We start from the raw sequence: 15,971 nt of genomic DNA on the forward strand, positions 1-15,971 counted from the left end.
CCGGCGTCTCGAAACGCTCCGGCCACCTTCTGTCATCCCCTTTCCCAAGACTTGTTGGGGATGTCATAATCCCAACGTGTCTTGGGAAAACCGGGACGACATGGTCCCCCTGCGCGCCCTGGCCAACCCGCTGCGCATCCGCATCGTGTCCTTGCTCACCGGCACGTCGATGTCAGCGACCGAGGTCGCCGAGGAGCTGGGCATCGCCCACGCCTCCGCCAGCTACCACCTGAGGCAGCTCGCCAAGGCAGGCTTCCTGGAGGAGGTCGGCGAGCAGCCGCCCCAGGGCGGCAAGGGCCGTCCCCGACGGCGCTACCGCTACGACCCGAGCAGCGGCGCGCGGCTGGACCGCTCGGAAGGCAGGCAGCTCCTGCACCAGGCCCTGAGCACCGACCTGGCCCGCCGCCTGGCCCAGACCCGCCGCCAGCGCCTGTCGATGGACGCCGAGGTGTGGCTCGACCGCCCGGTGTGGGAAGAGGTCGTCGCCCTGCTCGACCAGGCGGTGTCCCTGATGCACGGCAAGGCGGGGCCGCCCCGCAGCGGCGATCGCGTCAAGGTCAGCATGACCGCGCTGCTGCTGGAACTCGACGACGGGCGATGACCGGCCGCCTGCTCGCCTGCACGGGCGCCGGATTCCTGTCCATCGGCCTGCTCATCCCGGCGATCCCGAAGTACGTGGTCGGCCCGCTGGGCCAGCAGACGGGCGTGGTGGGCCTCTCGCTGGCGGTCACCGCCGCGGCCGGCGTGCTGGCCCGCCCCTTCGCCGGCCGGCTCGCCGACCGGGCCGGGCGCAGGGCGGCCTCCTGCGCCGGCGCGGCGATCCTGGCCGCCACGTGCCTCGGCCTGCTCGCCTCGGGCTCGCTGCCGGCGTTCCTCTGCTGCCGGGCCCTCGCCGGGGTGGGCGAGGCCCTGCTCTACGTGGGCCTGGCCGCCCTCGCCAGCGACCAGGAGCGACCGGGCCGGGCGATCGACCGCTTCTCCGCCGCGGTCAACGCCGGGCTGCTGGCCGGGCCGGTGGTGGCGGAGCTCGTCCAGGCAGCCGCGGGTTTCGCCGCCGTGTGGGCGCTCGCCGCGGCGGCGGCCGCGGTCGCCGCGGTCTCGTGCCTGCTGCTCGACGCGGGCCCGGTCGCGCCCGCCCGCGGGAGGCTGGTGCACCGCGCCGGCATCCGGCCGGGGCTCGGCTACCTGGCCTCGGTATGGGGATACACGGCCTTCACCGGTTTCCTCCCGCTGCACGTCCTGGCGGTGGGCGGAACGGACGCCGGCCCGCACTTCCTCCTCTACGGGTGCGTGCTCATGGCGGTGCGCCTGGGCGGCGGCCGGCTGACTGCCGAGGTCGCCGCGCCCCGCCTCGCTCTCGCCTCGTTGGTGCTCACGGCGGCGGGCCTGATCCTGCTGGCGGCCGGAGCCTCGGCGGGCGCGGCGCTGTGGGCGGCGGCCGTGATCGGCGCCGGGCAGGGGCTCGGGCTGCCCGCCTTCCTCAAGACCGCGGTGACCGGCCTGGCCGCCGCCGAGCGCGGCGCCGCCGTGGCCACCACGACGGCCTTCTTCGACCTCGGTTTCCTCTGTGCCGCCCCCGCTCTCGGCGCGCTCACCCAGAGCGCCGGCCTTCCCGGCGGTTTCGCCTCCGCGGCGGCCGTCGCGGCCGGGGGCGCCCTGCTGTTCCTGCCCATCCACCGTGACCCCGGCCGAGGAGCCGTTCATGACCCTTCCCCCCGCTGAACTGTCCGGTTACGCCGACGTGGTGCTGGACGTCGCCGCCCCCGTGCTGCCCGACGACCTGGTGCTGGTCAACGCCGAGATCGAGCACGCGCCGCTGGCCCGCGCCCTGGCCGAGGCGGCCTACGCCCGAGGGGCGCGTTACGTCGACATCTGGTACTTCGACCCCTACGCCAAGCGCGCCCGCGTGCGGCACGCCGACCCCGCCACGCTCGGCGAGGTCCCCTCCTGGCTCGACGCCCGCAACCACGAGCTCGAACGCCACGGCGGCGTCCTGATCACCGTGCGCGGCGCGGCCGCCCCCGACCTGCTCGCCGGGGAGGACCCGCACCGGGCCGCCCTCGACCGCATGCCGTACCTGTCCTCCCGGCAGCGGCTGCAGCTCGACAACCTCGTCCGCTGGACCCTCGTCCCGTACGCCACGCCGGAGTGGGCGCGGGCCGTGTTCGGCGAGCCCGACCAGGAGCGGCTGTGGCGGCACCTGCGCCGCATCCTGCGCCTGGACGAGCCCGATCCCCGGGCGGCCTGGCAGCAGCGCATCGACGAGCTGCTGGGACGCGCGCGCGAGCTGACCCGGATGCGGCTCGACGCCGTGCGGTTCGAGGGGCCGGGCACGGATCTGACGATCGGGCTGCTGCCCGACGCCCACTGGATGGCGGCCAGGCTGCGGGACGTCCGCGGGCGGGAGTTTCAGGCCAACCTGCCGACGGAGGAGGTGTTCACCACGCCCGACTACCGGAGGGTGGACGGCGTCGTACGCGCCACCCGACCGCTGTCGCTCGGCGGGACCGTCATCCGCGACCTGGAGCTGTCCTTCGCGGGCGGCACGGTGCGGCAGGTGCGGGCGAGCAGCGGCGCGGAGGTCGTGCGGACCCATCAGGCGAGCGACGCGGGAGCCGCCAGGCTCGGCGAGCTCGCCCTGGTCGACGGCTCCTCCCGGGTGGGGCGGTCCGGCATCACGTACCTGGAGACCCTGCTGGACGAGAACGCCACGTGCCACCTGGCCTGGGGAGCTGGCCTCCCGCCCGGGGTCCCGCCGCACCTGCGCTCCGACGACCCCGCGCGCCTCGACGCCGCGGGCGTGAACACGTCCCAGGTGCACGTGGACTTCATGGTGGGCGGCCCGGAGGTGACGGTCGTCGGTCTCGAACGCGGCGGCGGCGAGGTGGAGCTGCTGCGCGACGACGTCTGGCAGTTCTGACGCCGCCCGCGCCGCCCGCGCGGACATCGCCGCCCGCGCCGGCACCGTGGACGGCGGTGTCGGCGGTGCCGTCATGGGCGGCCGGTCGCTTGGGTCGCTCCGGTCGCTTGGGTCGCCGGCCACTCGGCGACCCGGCGATGCCGGTCAGGCGGCAGGCCCCGCGAGCATCCTGATCGTGAAGTCGATCGCCGTGGCCAGCCGCTGGGCGTCGTGCCCGGCGCGTTCGCGTACGCGCAGCCCGAGCACCGTCGTGAAGAGCGACTCCGCCGCGGCCTCGACGTCCAGCGTGGCGGGCAGCTCGCCGTCGCGGACGCCGCGGCGCAGGAGCGCCGCGAGGGTCCTCCTGGTGCCCTCGAACGCGGCCTCCGTCCTCTCCTGGACCGCCGGGTCGGTGGCGCCGAGCTCGGTGGCCGTGTTGACGACGAAACAGCCGCGGCCGGCCTCGTGGTGGACCATCCAGACCAGCCACTTCCGCAGGATCTGGAGGCTGGAGCCGGGGGCGTTCAGTCGCTCCTCGGCCTGAGCGGACTCGGTCACCCGGTAGTGGTCCAACGCCCGCAGGAACAGCGTGTGCTTGTCGTTGAACGTCCGGTACAGGCTGCTCTGCTTGAGGTCGAGCTCGGTGCCCAGATCGCGGACGGACGTGGCGTTGTAGCCGCGGCACCAGAACAGGCGGGTCGCCTTGGCGACCACGTCCTGCTCGTCGAATTCCCTGGGACGTGCCATGCCCCTACCTTAGCCAAGTTGTGGAGCGATCGCTTCCGTATTAGGGTGTGCCGCCATATGGGAGCGATCGCTCCCGAATTAGTGAGGGGGATTCACCATGAGAGCGACCGACCCGGCCCTGAGCGAGCGGGACACGTCACCGAGAAGTCGCTGGGCCGCGGTGTCCGCCGTGGCCTTCGGCACGTTTCTCCTGGTCACAGCGGAGCAGCTGCCCATCGGGCTGCTCACGCCCATCGGATCGGCGCTGTCGGTGTCGGAGGGCGCGGCCGGGCTGATGGTCACGGTCCCCAGCGTCGTCGCCGCCGTCGCGGCGCCGGTGGTGCCGCTGCTCGTCGGCAGGATGGACCGCAGGCTCCTGCTCGTCGCGCTGATGGCACTCATGACGCTCGCCAACCTGGCCTCCGCCCTGGCCCCTGGCTATCCGTCCCTGATCGCTGCCCGCGTGCTGGTCGGGGTGGCCATCGGCGGGTTCTGGGCCATCGCCGGCGGCCTGGCCGTCCGGCTCGTGCCGGCCTCGCTCGTGCCGCGGGCCACCGCGATCATCTTCGGCGGGGTCGGGGCCGCGAACGTCTTCGGCGTCCCCATCGGCACGATGATCGGCGGGCTGGCGAACTGGCGGATCGCGTTCGGCGCGCTGAGCGCCCTCGCGCTGGCCGTACTCGTCGCGCTGCTGGCCGTGCTGCCACCGCTGGCGGCGGCCCGGCCCGTCGGACTGCGACGGCTGGCCGGCCAGCTCCGCGACCGGGGCGTCCGGGTCGGCATCCTGGCGACCTTCCTGATCGTGACCGGCCACTTCTCGGCCTACACGTTCATCGGCCCCGTGCTGCGGGACCTGTCCGGCATCGACGAGCGGTTCGTCGGGCCGCTGCTGTTCGGGTTCGGCGTGGCGGGCATCGCGGGGAACTTCGTCGCGGGCGCCGCCGTCTCCAGGAGGCTCCACCGCACCGTCCTGTCCATCGCCGCCGCCCTGGGAGCGACCGTGCTGCTGTACTCCGTGGCGGGGCTCACGGGCCCGGGCGGGGTGGTGCTGCTCGTGGTCTGGGGCCTGGCGTACGGCGGGGTCTCCACGAGCCTCCAGACCTGGATGATCAGGGTCGCGCCGCGAGCGGTCGAGGAGGCGTCCGCTCTGTGGGTGGCGGTGTTCAACCTCTCGATCGGTCTCGGCGCGCTGGCGGGCGGCACGATCGTCGACGCCCTGCCGCTCCAGGGCATCCTGGGCCTGGCTGGGGGCCTTGTCCTGGCCGCCGGGCTGGTCGTGTGGAGCGCCCGCCGTAACGAGAGCCTGCGATGACCTCGGGCGCTCCCCCGACCGCCGGCTCACCTTGTCGGTCGCCCGCGTGGAGCCCCCGCTCGTGGAAGGCCGCGCTCCCCTCGCACCGTAACCTCGGCCCCGTGCGACTTGCCCCGTGCGACTTGGCCCGTGCGACTTGGCCCGTGCGACTTGGCCCGTGCGACTTGGCCCGTGCGACTTGGCCCGTGCGACTTGGCCCGTGCGACTTGGCCCATGCGACTTGGCCCATGCGACTTGGCCCATGCGACTTGGCCCATGCGGGTGGGCCAGGAGGAACGCCGGTCCCTACGCCCCGTCCTCCCGCCGCTGACTCCGGCCGAACCTGATACGTGTCCGGGTGAGCCTGGCGAAGGCGATCTCCCGGTCGGTACGCGCCCTCAGCCGGTCCTGCGCCGCGCTGAACCGGTCCCGCCCGCTGGCCCCGCGATCGCGCGCAGCGGCGTGCCGATGCGCCGCGCTGTCCTGCCGGTCGTCGTCGGCGTCGCCCTGCTCCCGTTGCAGATCCCGGTCGACGGCCAGCCGCTCCTCGCGCATCCGCGCTGCAGCAGGCTCCGGAGTTCGGCCCGCTCCTGCCACCCCCCGGGCCCACTCGGTCGCCGCGAGCCTTCGCTCGCCGTCCAGCATCCGCAGCTCGTGAGCCACCTCGCCGCCGTGGCGACTCAGGCGGCGCTGCCGCTCGGCGGCCGCGCGATCGCGTCGCTCGGCCGCCTGGTCACGTCGCTCGGCCGCCCACAGCAGGTTGTGCGCGCGCCGGTCGTCCTCGTCCCGCGTCTCCCGTCTCCCGCCTGCGGCCGGTGTCGTGTCCTCGCTCGCCGGCCTGCTGATCCCGGTCCTCGGCCGACTGATCGATCGCGCGGCTCGGCGACCTCATCACGGCCGGTCGCCACACGGTCCCACTCCCGGGCCCGCTGATCGCGCTGCTCCCCGGCCCGCTCGCGCGGCTCGACCTCTCCCGACCGTGGCCCCTGAGCCTCCCCATCGCCATCTCCACCCTCAAAGACCATCATCCGATGGCACTCGCCCCGAACCCCCTCCTACCTCCTCCCCCGACACCAGCGCTCCCCACCTCTACGACTCCCCCCGCTCCACCTGGAGCAACGGTCTCTGAGAGATCGTCCTGAGTGTCGACGTCTGGACGCAGGAAAGATGACAGTGAGAGCTGCTCCCAACCTGGGCACTGTCACTTTGATGCTCGTCCAAATACCGGTGTTTGCGTCATCGACGATGACAGTTTCCAGCCGAAGATCAACTGTCACGAACGTGCCCAGAGGGTGCCTTCAAAGCTCACTCGATCTTCGGCGTCGACGACGCTGGCCTCGCATTGCGTTGGTGTGGGTCTGCGTGTCGCGATGCCAGGGTTCAAGAGACGAGATATCCCTGTCGTGAAGAAACTGCTCTGGGCCGGGATGTGGGCCCAGAGCAGTCGGGTGCGTGCGGAGGGAAGATTCGAGGTTCAGGCGGTTATCGGGGGCCGCCGACCGCAATGGGGGATTAAGGACTGTTTCTGCGATCAGGTGTGGAGCCAGATGATCAGGGCGATCGCTGCCCGGATGAGAGGCTCCCTACTCGGACTCACTCCAGAGGTACCAGGGGCCGTGCCAGTGTTCGTAGAGATCCTCGCCCTCGGGCTCGGGCGGCTCGGCCTCAGGGCTCCAGGCGAATCCGGTAGTACCGAGAAACCCGGTGCCGTCGATGGCGAAACGCACTCCGCCAGGGATCCTCTCAGCCCGTCCGACCGGGAACAGCCCTATCCATTCGTCGTCTGCGGGCAGCGGCGCTCCGTGTGAGATGGCCCGGGCGCGGCCGTCGAGGGCGGGGCGTGACAGGGCGAAGCGCGCCTCCAAGGGCGCACCCACGTATAGCAGGCCGCAAACCAGCAGAACGATCAGGGGCGGCAATGACCACACCGGCCATTCGCGACGCAAGCGCGCTAAAGGTTCACGCCTGAACAGCATGCGACCCAACGTGAGCAGCCATATGAGACCGATGAAGACCCAGATATTGGCGATCAACGCCAGCCCCATCAGGTACCAACCTGGAACGCTCGTCGCCCATACGGTCGCGAGGGCCGCGACGACCGCCGGCACGATCGCCACCGCCCGCCCAGGCCGCCAGGCGTCGGGGACGGTCTCCGCCGTGTCCATGCCACGAGCATAGAGATTCACTGTCAGCGGCGAGGATCAGGCCGCTCACGCAGAGACGACGAGGCGATCGCCCTCTCACCGGATCGCTGCGACAGGTTCTCGCCCGCCTCCGGTCACAACGGTTGACTCGTTCGGAGGGTCCGGAGTTGGAGAGAACCTCTCACTGCATCGCCCTCGGCGGACATCCGTTCCGCAGGGCCATCCGATCCACCCACGACGCGAACGACTCGCCGTACGTCGATGCCACCACCAACGCCGGCCGCCGGCGCCGAACCGCCGCCATCCGGACCGAACCTCCTGTCGCACACGCGCTTACTGACATCTCCGATGGCCTGCTGCCAAGTTCTCTGACATCTCCCGTGCCGTTCTGACATCTGCAAGCGCGCCAGACAGTGTCGAAGGGACCTCTGGAGCACTTTTTCTTGATCACTGACGTCAATACAATATTGACATGCCGCGCCAAGCGATCCCGAGAGTCAGCAAAACCGCAGGTCAGGACGCCATTGATGCCATCGTAGAGCGACGGCGGCAAGTACGCGACCCCGATCTGGACGGCCTGCTTCGCAGCGATCCGGGCGAGAACCCGCTCTCGGTGGTGCGCCACGTGCTGTCCTGCCAGCGGGTGCCGGACTGGGTGCTGGTCGGTGACGTGATCGACGGCCTGTGGGTGCTGGCGTACATCAGGGTCTACTGTGCTCACCGGCCCGAGGAAGCGGAGCGGCTGGAGCACGGGCTGCTGGAGCTGGGCCGCGCCAAGCAGGTGGCCCTCATCCGCATGGCTCCCCCTCTTAATGTCCGCACGCGGCAGGCGGTCGAACATCGCATCCTGCGCCATCGGGCGGCGCAGCTCGGACTCGGCCGCAACGAGCGGCACGAACGGGCCCACCGGCTGTCCCAGGCCGCCTCGCGGCCGGCGTCCGCCGAGGCCCAATGGTACGACCGGCACGGGCTGGCCTTGTGGGAGGCGGCGGCCGACCTGGTGAAGTGCCGTGCGCGCCTGGACCATCTCATCGACGACGAACTCGCGGAGAGCATCATCGAGCTGCGGCGCGCGGTCCGTCGGATGCGCTGGCCCCTGACTCCCGAGCACTACTCCACGCTGCGCGAGATCGGCTGGTGGCTCGGGGAAATCGTGGACGAGCTGAACGAGGACCGCTACGCGCGGTTCCGCGAGGAAGCGGGAGAACTGGTGCCGCGCGTGGCGCGGCTCGTCGCCGACCAGCATCGGGCCCGCTTCGGTGACGAGTGAGGAGCGCCGGTGGCGTGGCCGATCGACCTTTCGGCGTCACACGCACCGGTAGTAGGTGAGCGGAAGGGGCGTCGTGTACGCGGCCTCGTGTCGCGTCATGAAGCTTGGCGGGGCCTGTGTACGCGGTTCGGAAGGGGCGCCACGCACCGCTTGCCGAGCGCCGGATCACGGAGGTCGATGGCGATAGGGGACCGGGACGGGGCAAAACTGCGGGGTGGACCGCTGCGTCTCGGAGGCGTTCGTACGTCGTTGTCGCGTCCGGATGCCGCGTGGTCGTGAGCCCACTGTGCTCTCTGGTGTGCTGGACGACCGGCTCTGTGGGATGACATACAAGCTTCTGTGGCTCTGTTTGTCGCACTGCCGGAATAGGTGGTGGCCCTCCTCTCCCTGCGAGGTCTAGTAGGCGATAACGTACTGATTTATGTCATGGTTATTGCCGTCTCCTGCGCTCGGGAGCAGGGAGATAGGTTCATCAGGGCTTCCCAGAAGATGCATGTCCTCGTGGTGGGGGCCCATGATCGCTGCATCGTCCCTGGTCGTCACGACTAATAGGTGCTTCGATAGGTCTTACGAGAGTTCGTAGAATAGTGCAGCAAAAATAATCTGCGATAGGAAGGTAGATATGTGTTCTGATAGGTCTGCAGAAGGGCTGTCAATAGTTTGTAGAACAGGCACATCAATCGTCCATTGACTATGTGTAGCATCAGGTCTGCAAATCGTCTCGCCGGTAGGGAAGTGAAAGGGGTAGTGCTAGGTACAAAGAGCAATAGGGCAACAGGCCAAACGAGGGGCGCAGCACGTAACAACTCTGGGGAGCAGCAAGAGCACCGTGCGGTAGCTACCCAACCCGGACGACAGGTTGCGCGAAGAGAGGAACGCACCCGCAGGGGATAGAACCGTGAGACGATGCGCAAGGACCTCACGCAAGTGATTCTGGCGACACACCTGTGAGAAGAGTGACGGCGGAGGAAGCGTTCTGCTAGATAAGGGGAGGAAGTTCCGTCTCCGAAGTCGGGCCACCTGCCGCTTCGCTCATCGCCCAACGGAAGGGCCTTCCGTTCAGTAACCGGCATGCACAGGAGAGCAGATCCATGGCCTTCCCCCAGAGCACAGCCTCGGCCCAGGTGTTGTCCACACAGCAGATCATCGAGCAGATCCGTCCAAAGCTCAGGCGCGTGATCATCGTGTTGAACAACAAGGGCGGGGCCGGCAAGACCACCACCACCGCCAACATCACTGCCCAGCTTGCGGCGGCTCTGCACGCCGCCGGGTCCGCCAAACGAGTGCTCGCGATCGACCTCGACCCGCAGGGCAACCTCGGGCTCGATCTGGGTCACCAGGGCAAGCCCGGCGACGACGAGGGGCAGAGCGTCATCGACGTGGTCGAGGGATCAGGGGAGTTGCGCATCATCCGCGATGTACGTCCCCAGCTTGATGTGGTGCCCGGCGGGAAGATGCTGAAGAGGATCACGGCGTCGATGATCGGCACCCGGTCCATCGATCCCCGCAGGGAGATCCTGCTGAGCCTGGCTCAGGCCCTCGCCGACATCTCCGCCGACTACGAGTGGATCATGATCGACTGCCCGCCGAACATCGCCGACCTGCAACACCTCGCCGCCGTCGCGGCCGAGTACGTGCTCATCCCCGTCTGCTTCGACCAAGGGGCCATCCAGGGGCTCGAGGGCGTCAGCGACGTCTTCGACGTGGCCGGCCCGCTCAACCCGTCCCTGACGCCCTTGGGCGTGCTGCTGTTCGGGTTCGACCGGCAGCACCTGCGGAAGATCAAGGACGAGTCGGGGGAGGTGATCGGCATCAAGGAGATCGGGTTCCTGGCCAAGAAGCGGCGCGAGATCGCCGAGGTGCTCGGCGACTCGGGCATCCCGATCTTCCAGACGGTGATCACGCGTGCCGTCAACGTCGCCGACCAGTGCCGCAAGCACGGCCGGGTCTTCGCCGAGCTGGCCGACCTGACCGCCGGTCCCGACTGGAAGAAGCACGCCAAGCAGCATCAACTTACGCTCAGCAGCGAGTCGGCCGAGACCTCCGCCATCGAGATGGAGGAGGCCACCGCTGAGATCATCAAGCGAGCGCTGGAACTGGAAGCGGAGGCGTACGCGTGACCAGCGATTTCTTCGAGGACAAACCTCCGCAGCCCAAGCTGGGAGGCATGACCCGGGCACGTGGGAAGCGCGGGCAGACCGGTCTGTCCAGCCTGGTGGCCAGCGCCCCCGCAGCGCAACCGGCCCCTGAGCCGAAGCCGGCATCTGAGCCGGAGTCGATATCTGAACCGGAGTCGGCGTCGAAGCCCGAGCCGGCATCGAAGCCGGCATCGAAGCCGGCATCCCGTGATGCGGTCGCGGTGGCTGGACCTGCGATGCCGGTGACTTCCGCGAGCGCACCGGCGTCTATGGTTGCACCGGCTCCCGCGAGTGTGCTGCCGTCTACGAGTGCGCAGGCTCTCGCTGGCGCACCAGCCTCCGCGAGTGCGCTCGCGTCTCCCGATGCGCCGGTCGCTGCCACCAGGTCGCCCGAGGCGGCGCCCCAGCGTCCGGCCGGTCCAATGCCGATGCAGCGCCCGGTCCCCGAGCGTCCGGCGAGCGGACATCCCGGGACTGAGCAGCCTGTGGCGGCCCGGCCGGTTCCCGCCGCTGCTCCGGTTGTGACGGGTACGGATGGCGCTTCCCAGGACGGGCAGCCGCTGCCCGCACGGACCGCCGTCGTCCAGGTCGGGCCTCCCGTGGAGGAACGACGGCGCGATGACGCAGAACCGGCACCGGCACGGGTGCCTGCTCCGCAGGCGGGCCCGTCCGTGCCCGCCGAGCAGGCACCGCCCCGTGCCGCCGCCACGCGGCCGGCGGCGCAGCCCAAGCGGCAGCCCCGAGCACGGCCCAAGGCGCGGCCCGCTGCCGAAGCCGCCGACGCGTCCCTGGCCTACCAGACCCCCGAGCAGGTCAGCATCTACATCACGCCCGCCGCCAAGGAGCGGGCGCGGGCGATGAGCCGTGCCGAGGGCATCGAGTACGCGCAGCTCGCCATGGACGCCATCGACCACTTCCTGCAGCAGGACATGCTGGGGTTCCTGGTCAGAGCCCGGCTTGAGGTCAGCCGTCCCAACGGCTCCCGGTTCCCGCCCCGCCGGAACCTGCGCTCGAAGTCCCGGCCCGGCACCCGCCGCGTGTTGTGGCCCGTGCAGTTCCGGCCCGCCGAGCTGGCCGTACTCAACGATCTCGTGGCCGACACCGCCGCCGAGCACCTGTCCACCCTGGTGTCGGTGGCGGTGGAGGCGTACCTGCTCGACGACGGTGACACCGACGGGCCCGAGGAGACGCCGGCCGACGATCTGACCTTCTCGTCACGGGGATGACGGGGCGGCTCCGTCACGCGTTCCCGGTGCGCGTGCCTCTCGACGGCGCGCGCACCGGCCGCGTCCGGACCCCCGGGACGGACCCCCGGGACGGACCCCGCGTATCGCGTAGCGGGTAATCGGGATGTCCGTGCCTGCTCGGCGGTGGTGACGGTCCGACCGCGCCCGTGCGATCCGCTTCCGTCCGCGCAGGAAGGGCTGTCGGATCCTGAAATGGGAGCGTACTCTCATAAAGGAGTCGGCTCTTAAGCAGAGGATCCGGAGGTGCCCGTCATGGGCCAGGATGTCACCGGCCTGCACCACGTCGGCCACGTCGTACGGGACCTGGACCAGGCGATGGAGCGTTACCGGCGACTCGGCTTCACCGTGGCCGCCCCCGCCTATCCTGTCCTGCCGGTCACGCCGGGAGGCCCCGCGCAGCCGTTCGGAGTGGCCAACACCCACGTGTACTTCCCGCGCGGTTTCGTCGAGCTGGTGGCCGTCATCGATGACGCCGACCGCCTGCCCGGCGACGCGCGCCCGATCCCGTTGCGGGTGCCCGACGACAAGCTGCCGGGGCTGAGGGCTGCCGTCCGCGCCACCGCGGCCAACATCGTGTCCTTTCTGCGGCGCTTCCAAGGCGTGCACATCATGATCGTCGACACGCCCGACATCGACCGCGTGGCCGACCGGCTGACGGCCGATGGCGTCGGCCACGGTGGCGTCCACGACATCCAGCGGCCCGTCGAGACCCCCACGGGGACCCGCATGGAGCCCGCCCGCTACCTGGAGATCACCGACCCTCGCCTGCCGCCTGGACGCGTGCCGGAAGGCAGGATCGGGTTCGCGGAGAACACGCCGGCCGAGGCGCCCCGGCACCGGCAGCAGCACGCCGACCATCCCAACGGCGCCACGGGCCTGGTCGAATGCGTGTTGTGCGTGGCCGACCCGGCGTTGCCCGAGTGGGAGCGACGCTACGAGGCATACTTCGGCCCGGCGCGACCTGGCCGGACGGCGCGTTTCGACCGGGCGGGCGTCACCGTCGTCACCGCCTCGGCGCTGACCGACCTGCTGCCCGGCGAGCGCCCTGCGGTCCTGCCTGCCTTCGTCGCCTACGCGGTGGCCGTACGCGATCTTCCGATCGCCGAAGAGCTCCTGCGCGACAACGGCGTGCCGGTCGTCCGCACCGGCCCCGAGGACGTGTTCGTGCCCGCCGATGCCGCGCTGGGCGTCGCGATCATCTTTCGTCAGGAGCGTTGAGGAGGCCGGACCCCGCAGGCGTTCAGGCGGGGCTGGCGTGGGCGGCGATCACCCGCCAGCCTGAGCCCGGAAGGTGGATCCAGGTCCGGGTGAAGTTGAGGCGGGCGGCGAAAGGCACGTCGTCGAAGGTGCCCTCCAGCGCGCCCCGGAACCACGTCACGCCGGTGTGCCCGTCAACGAGGACGACCAGGTCCTCCTCCTCGACCTTCGAGAGCTTCTGCCTGCGCGATCGCTGGATCTCCAGATCGTCCTGCTTGGAGTAGCGGGCGCCGTCCGGGCCTCCGGTGTAGATCAGCCGGTCGTCGAGCAGATCGTCGAGGGCGTCGGCGTCGCCCGCCAGTTGCGCCGCTTGCAAGCGCCGCTCCGCCTCGCGCAGAGCGCTGGTGAGATCCTCGGTCGTGTACGCCTCGTTCATCCGCACAGTCAACCAGAACGTGTGGTGGAGCGGCAGGGCCGGGGTGAGCGTCCGTGGGGGCGGCCGGCTGCCTCGGCGTCGCGACCGGCGTCGGCCGGGCCTTCCTACAGCCACAGCTCAAGGGGCTCGTCGATCGTCTCGCCGGCCAGGAAGGGCCCGAGGTTCGCCGGCAGGCTGCGCGGATAGAACAGGCCGGTACTGGCCTGTACCTCGGCGACGGGCCACCAGCGGAAGTCGAAGTAGTCCTCGTCCTCGAAACCGACGCGCGCCGAGCCGTCGACGGCGGGCGCCGCGAGGTCGAGCTGCACCGGAGCCACCACCTCGTGTTGAAGCAGGCGGGTCCTCCGGTAGGGGAAGCTCGCGTCGCGGGTCCAGGTCGGGCGGCCCACCTGGGAGGCCGTCACGCGGATGCCGGTCTCCTCCAGCAGCTCGCGGACGGCCGTCTCCACGTACGTCTCCCCGGGGTCGATGCCGCCGCCCGGCAGCTCCCACCAGGTGCCCTTCTCGGGGATGGTCGGGTCCTTGGTGTGGAAGAGCAGGATGCGGCCGGCCGTGTCGCGGACGACCAGACGGACCACGTGCCGCTCGACTGTCGGTAGATCTCGCGGAAGGTCGATCATGCTTGCAGGATAAGCGCGGGGTCGCGCTCCCCGGCGTCCGGCGGGCGTCGTGCGGTGCCCGTACCGGGAGCTCTGAGAACCCGGACCGAGGCCAGTCGATCGACGGATTCGCCGGCCGCGTCCACGTGGTCGAATGGCTCGGCGGGCGGTGAGGAGGCCCGGAACGGCGTTCCGCCGGACAGGGTCGCTTGGAGGGGGTTCCGATGGGTCAGCGGTCCCGGCACGTGAGCGGGCAGGAGAGCCGGGCCGTGGCACAGGCGCTGGAGACCCTGGCGCGGGCGCTCCCGCCCGTCGATCCGTCGATCTTCGGCGACCTGCCCGCGTCACGGGCCCTGGGCGCGAGCGTGGCCGACGTACGCCGGTCCGCCGCCGAGGACCTGGCCGAGGGCGCCCGCAGGCTCCGCGACCTCGGGAAGCTTCTGGACGGGGCGGCGCGCGAGGACGGCTGAGAAGCGCGCCGCCCCGGCCACGCGCGGAGGCCGGGCGGCTGCCGCCGACGCCACGGCTCGCGGAGGGTACGGGGTCGGTGGGTACGGGGTCGGTGGGTACGGGGTCGGTGGGAGCGGGCGCGGTGGCAGGGGAGCGGAGGCTGCGCTCGCAGGTGGTCGTACGGCTGGTCCGCAGCGACTGTAGCGACTGGCCGGTCCGCTCGTGCCGTCGAGAGAGGGCAGGGAGGCGGCACGGTCGTCTATGTCCGGAGCCTGGTCGCTACGGTCGCTGAGTCGCTTCGGGCGGGACCGCCGCCCGCCGTCCCGGCCGCGGCCCTGGCGCCGGCCCCGGCCAAGGGCGGGGTCACGTCGAGCGGGCCCGGGAAACGGCCACTCAGGTCGCCGGCGCGTGGCCGGATCCGGTGGTGCCGCCGTCCACGGCCGTGCTGATCAGCCCGGCCTCGCGTGTGACGCGCCAGTGGTTGGAGGACTTCGGCACGTCCAGGCCCTCGGCGAGGGCGGCACCGGTCGAGCCCGGTTTCCCGGGCGCGCCGTACGGGCTCCAGGCGCACCGGATCGGCGAGTGCGGGCAGCACGGGCGCGAGGGTCGGTGAGTCGCGGGCGGGCCTGAGGCGGCGGCCGCCTGGCCCGGCGGCATGGGGGAGCAGGGTGACCGAACACCACGGGCATCCCGAGAACTGGATACCCTGGGATCGCCACCACTTGGCCGGACCGGGCGGTGCTGCTCGACAGCCCATCGCCGGGGCCGCGGCCCTGGTTCGACGCGGTGACGCCGCCGCCGGAGAACGGAACGGGCGCCGCTTTTGTCGCCCCGCTGGGAATCCGGCACACCACCTGCCCTCATATCCGGTAAGGATCATTTCCGGCCTCTAGGCTGGGAGGAAATCCGACCACAGGCGACTGCCTGTGCCGCTCACTACAGAAGGGACTTCATGCGAGATCCCATGCCTCCGCTCCTCACGCACCACGAACACCATCCAGGCGCGACCGTGATCACCCTGGCCGGGGAGATCGACCTGGCCAGCGCTCCGGGCCTGCACCGCTTCATCGCCCAGGTCCGCCGGCGGCCCGACGATCACCTGATCTTCGACATGGCCGCGGTCACCTTCATGGACAGCATGGGCCTGCGGGTCCTGCTGGAAGCCTTCACCGTCGCCGAGCGACACGGTGGCGCCATCCACCTGGCCGCCCTGAACGGCCCGCCCGCCCGCCTGGTCACGATCACCCGGCTGGGCGAGCGCGTACACCTGCACGACAACACCGGCCAGGCCCTGGCCGCCGTCGCGGCCGCGGCCGCCGGGGAGATCGGTGATCTCCCCGGCGACGGCTCTGCGAACGACGGCTCCACGGATGACGGCCCCGTGAACGGCGGCCCCGTGAACGGCGGCCCCGTGAACGGCGGCCCCGTGAACGGCGGCCCCGTGAACGGCGGCCCCGTGAACGGCGGCCCCGTGAACGGCGGTTCCGCGAACGGCGGTTCCAGCCGGGCCGCGTCCGGCTGACGACGGCCTCCCGACTGCGCTGGTCCCCGCCCACCCGCCCGGCTCGACGCCA

16 protein-coding genes are annotated in these 15,971 nt (G+C 70.9%); 10 read left to right on the plus strand and 6 right to left on the minus strand.

From position 1 onward, the window contains the following. The first annotated feature begins 76 nt into the window (after positions 1-76). From AB0H75_RS29840 to AB0H75_RS29850, 3 genes are read left to right on the plus strand one after another with little or no spacing between them, the layout of a single operon-like run. Positions 77-601 (plus strand): ArsR/SmtB family transcription factor, encoded by a 525-nt coding sequence (locus tag AB0H75_RS29840; RefSeq protein ID WP_367801878.1) that lies wholly within the window; start codon positions 77-79, stop codon positions 599-601. After that, entirely contained in the window at positions 598-1,722 is a 1,125-nt protein-coding gene (locus tag AB0H75_RS29845; protein WP_367801880.1) for an MFS transporter, read from the plus strand. The genes AB0H75_RS29840 and AB0H75_RS29845 overlap by 4 nt, the downstream gene beginning before the upstream one ends. Further along, entirely contained in the window at positions 1,703-2,920 is a 1,218-nt protein-coding gene (locus AB0H75_RS29850; protein ID WP_367801882.1) for an aminopeptidase, read from the plus strand. Before AB0H75_RS29845 ends, AB0H75_RS29850 begins: the two co-directional genes overlap by 20 nt. Positions 2,921-3,064: 144 nt before the next feature. On the opposite strand, the gene AB0H75_RS29855 is transcribed toward AB0H75_RS29850, so the two are convergent. Further along, a complete protein-coding gene (locus tag AB0H75_RS29855; protein WP_367801884.1) occupies positions 3,065-3,646 on the minus strand; it encodes a TetR/AcrR family transcriptional regulator in 582 nt (193 codons plus the stop codon). Between the two features lie 97 nt (positions 3,647-3,743). Here AB0H75_RS29855 and AB0H75_RS29860 point away from each other — a divergent pair, with 97 nt between their 5' ends. Next, entirely contained in the window at positions 3,744-4,937 is a 1,194-nt protein-coding gene (locus AB0H75_RS29860) for an MFS transporter (protein WP_367801886.1), read from the plus strand. Between the two features lie 285 nt (positions 4,938-5,222). Here the strand turns inward: AB0H75_RS29860 and AB0H75_RS29865 are convergent, their stop codons facing one another. Both AB0H75_RS29865 and AB0H75_RS29870 read right to left on the minus strand, forming a co-directional pair. Next, positions 5,223-5,579 carry a hypothetical protein gene (locus AB0H75_RS29865; RefSeq protein WP_367801888.1) on the minus strand — a complete coding sequence of 119 codons (357 nt, stop codon included), beginning with the start codon at positions 5,577-5,579 and terminating at the stop codon, positions 5,223-5,225. 920 nt (positions 5,580-6,499) lie between these two features. After that, on the minus strand, positions 6,500-7,081 hold the full coding sequence (locus AB0H75_RS29870; protein WP_367801890.1) for a hypothetical protein: 582 nt from the start codon (positions 7,079-7,081) through the stop codon (positions 6,500-6,502). A gap of 451 nt (positions 7,082-7,532) precedes the next feature. Here AB0H75_RS29870 and AB0H75_RS29875 point away from each other — a divergent pair, with 451 nt between their 5' ends. From AB0H75_RS29875 to AB0H75_RS29890, 4 genes are all read left to right on the plus strand, one after another. Continuing rightward, positions 7,533-8,330 (plus strand): hypothetical protein, encoded by a 798-nt coding sequence (locus tag AB0H75_RS29875; RefSeq protein ID WP_367801892.1) that lies wholly within the window; start codon positions 7,533-7,535, stop codon positions 8,328-8,330. A 1,091-nt stretch (positions 8,331-9,421) separates the two neighbouring features. After that, a complete protein-coding gene (locus tag AB0H75_RS29880) occupies positions 9,422-10,450 on the plus strand; it encodes a ParA family protein (protein WP_367801894.1) in 1,029 nt (342 codons plus the stop codon). Between the two features lie 662 nt (positions 10,451-11,112). Then, positions 11,113-11,694, plus strand: coding sequence for a hypothetical protein (locus tag AB0H75_RS29885; protein WP_367801896.1), 582 nt, complete (start codon positions 11,113-11,115; stop codon positions 11,692-11,694). Between the two features lie 273 nt (positions 11,695-11,967). Then, positions 11,968-12,933 carry a VOC family protein gene (locus AB0H75_RS29890; protein WP_367801898.1) on the plus strand — a complete coding sequence of 322 codons (966 nt, stop codon included), beginning with the start codon at positions 11,968-11,970 and terminating at the stop codon, positions 12,931-12,933. 22 nt (positions 12,934-12,955) lie between these two features. Here AB0H75_RS29890 and AB0H75_RS29895 read toward each other — a convergent pair whose 3' ends face one another. Further along, on the minus strand, positions 12,956-13,348 hold the full coding sequence (locus AB0H75_RS29895) for a nuclear transport factor 2 family protein (RefSeq protein ID WP_367801899.1): 393 nt from the start codon (positions 13,346-13,348) through the stop codon (positions 12,956-12,958). 104 nt (positions 13,349-13,452) lie between these two features. Continuing rightward, entirely contained in the window at positions 13,453-13,968 is a 516-nt protein-coding gene (locus tag AB0H75_RS29900; RefSeq protein WP_367801901.1) for an NUDIX hydrolase, read from the minus strand. A gap of 203 nt (positions 13,969-14,171) precedes the next feature. Here AB0H75_RS29900 and AB0H75_RS29905 point away from each other — a divergent pair, with 203 nt between their 5' ends. After that, complete coding sequence (locus AB0H75_RS29905) at positions 14,172-14,417, plus strand: hypothetical protein (protein WP_367801903.1); 246 nt, start codon at positions 14,172-14,174, stop codon at positions 14,415-14,417. Positions 14,418-14,790: 373 nt separating this feature from the next. Here the strand turns inward: AB0H75_RS29905 and AB0H75_RS29910 are convergent, their stop codons facing one another. After that, positions 14,791-15,054, minus strand: a complete 264-nt coding sequence (locus tag AB0H75_RS29910) for a hypothetical protein (RefSeq protein WP_367801904.1) — start codon at positions 15,052-15,054, stop codon at positions 14,791-14,793. Positions 15,055-15,349: 295 nt separating this feature from the next. On the opposite strand from AB0H75_RS29910, the gene AB0H75_RS29915 reads away from it, so the two are divergent. Then, positions 15,350-15,919 carry an STAS domain-containing protein gene (locus AB0H75_RS29915; RefSeq protein WP_367801906.1) on the plus strand — a complete coding sequence of 190 codons (570 nt, stop codon included), beginning with the start codon at positions 15,350-15,352 and terminating at the stop codon, positions 15,917-15,919. Positions 15,920-15,971 lie beyond the last annotated feature (52 nt).

The organism is Nonomuraea sp. NPDC050783, assembly GCF_040802095.1.
Classification (GTDB): domain Bacteria; phylum Actinomycetota; class Actinomycetes; order Streptosporangiales; family Streptosporangiaceae; genus Nonomuraea.

Bases quoted from the DNA above. Each gene is read 5' to 3' on its own strand.
- AB0H75_RS29850 (WP_367801882.1), top strand. From the start codon at position 1,703: ATGACCCTTCCCCCCGCTGAACTGTCCGGTTACGCCGACGTGGTGCTG.
- AB0H75_RS29890 (WP_367801898.1), top strand. From the start codon at position 11,968: ATGGGCCAGGATGTCACCGGCCTGCACCACGTCGGCCACGTCGTACGG.
- AB0H75_RS29875 (WP_367801892.1), top strand. From the start codon at position 7,533: ATGCCGCGCCAAGCGATCCCGAGAGTCAGCAAAACCGCAGGTCAGGAC.
- AB0H75_RS29855 (WP_367801884.1), bottom strand. From the start codon at position 3,646: ATGGCACGTCCCAGGGAATTCGACGAGCAGGACGTGGTCGCCAAGGCG.
- AB0H75_RS29900 (WP_367801901.1), bottom strand. From the start codon at position 13,968: ATGATCGACCTTCCGCGAGATCTACCGACAGTCGAGCGGCACGTGGTC.
- AB0H75_RS29895 (WP_367801899.1), bottom strand. From the start codon at position 13,348: ATGAACGAGGCGTACACGACCGAGGATCTCACCAGCGCTCTGCGCGAG.
- AB0H75_RS29870 (WP_367801890.1), bottom strand. From the start codon at position 7,081: ATGGACACGGCGGAGACCGTCCCCGACGCCTGGCGGCCTGGGCGGGCG.
- AB0H75_RS29845 (WP_367801880.1), top strand. From the start codon at position 598: ATGACCGGCCGCCTGCTCGCCTGCACGGGCGCCGGATTCCTGTCCATC.
- AB0H75_RS29860 (WP_367801886.1), top strand. From the start codon at position 3,744: ATGAGAGCGACCGACCCGGCCCTGAGCGAGCGGGACACGTCACCGAGA.
- AB0H75_RS29905 (WP_367801903.1), top strand. From the start codon at position 14,172: ATGGGTCAGCGGTCCCGGCACGTGAGCGGGCAGGAGAGCCGGGCCGTG.
- AB0H75_RS29880 (WP_367801894.1), top strand. From the start codon at position 9,422: ATGGCCTTCCCCCAGAGCACAGCCTCGGCCCAGGTGTTGTCCACACAG.
- AB0H75_RS29915 (WP_367801906.1), top strand. From the start codon at position 15,350: ATGCGAGATCCCATGCCTCCGCTCCTCACGCACCACGAACACCATCCA.
- AB0H75_RS29910 (WP_367801904.1), bottom strand. From the start codon at position 15,054: ATGCCGCCGGGCCAGGCGGCCGCCGCCTCAGGCCCGCCCGCGACTCAC.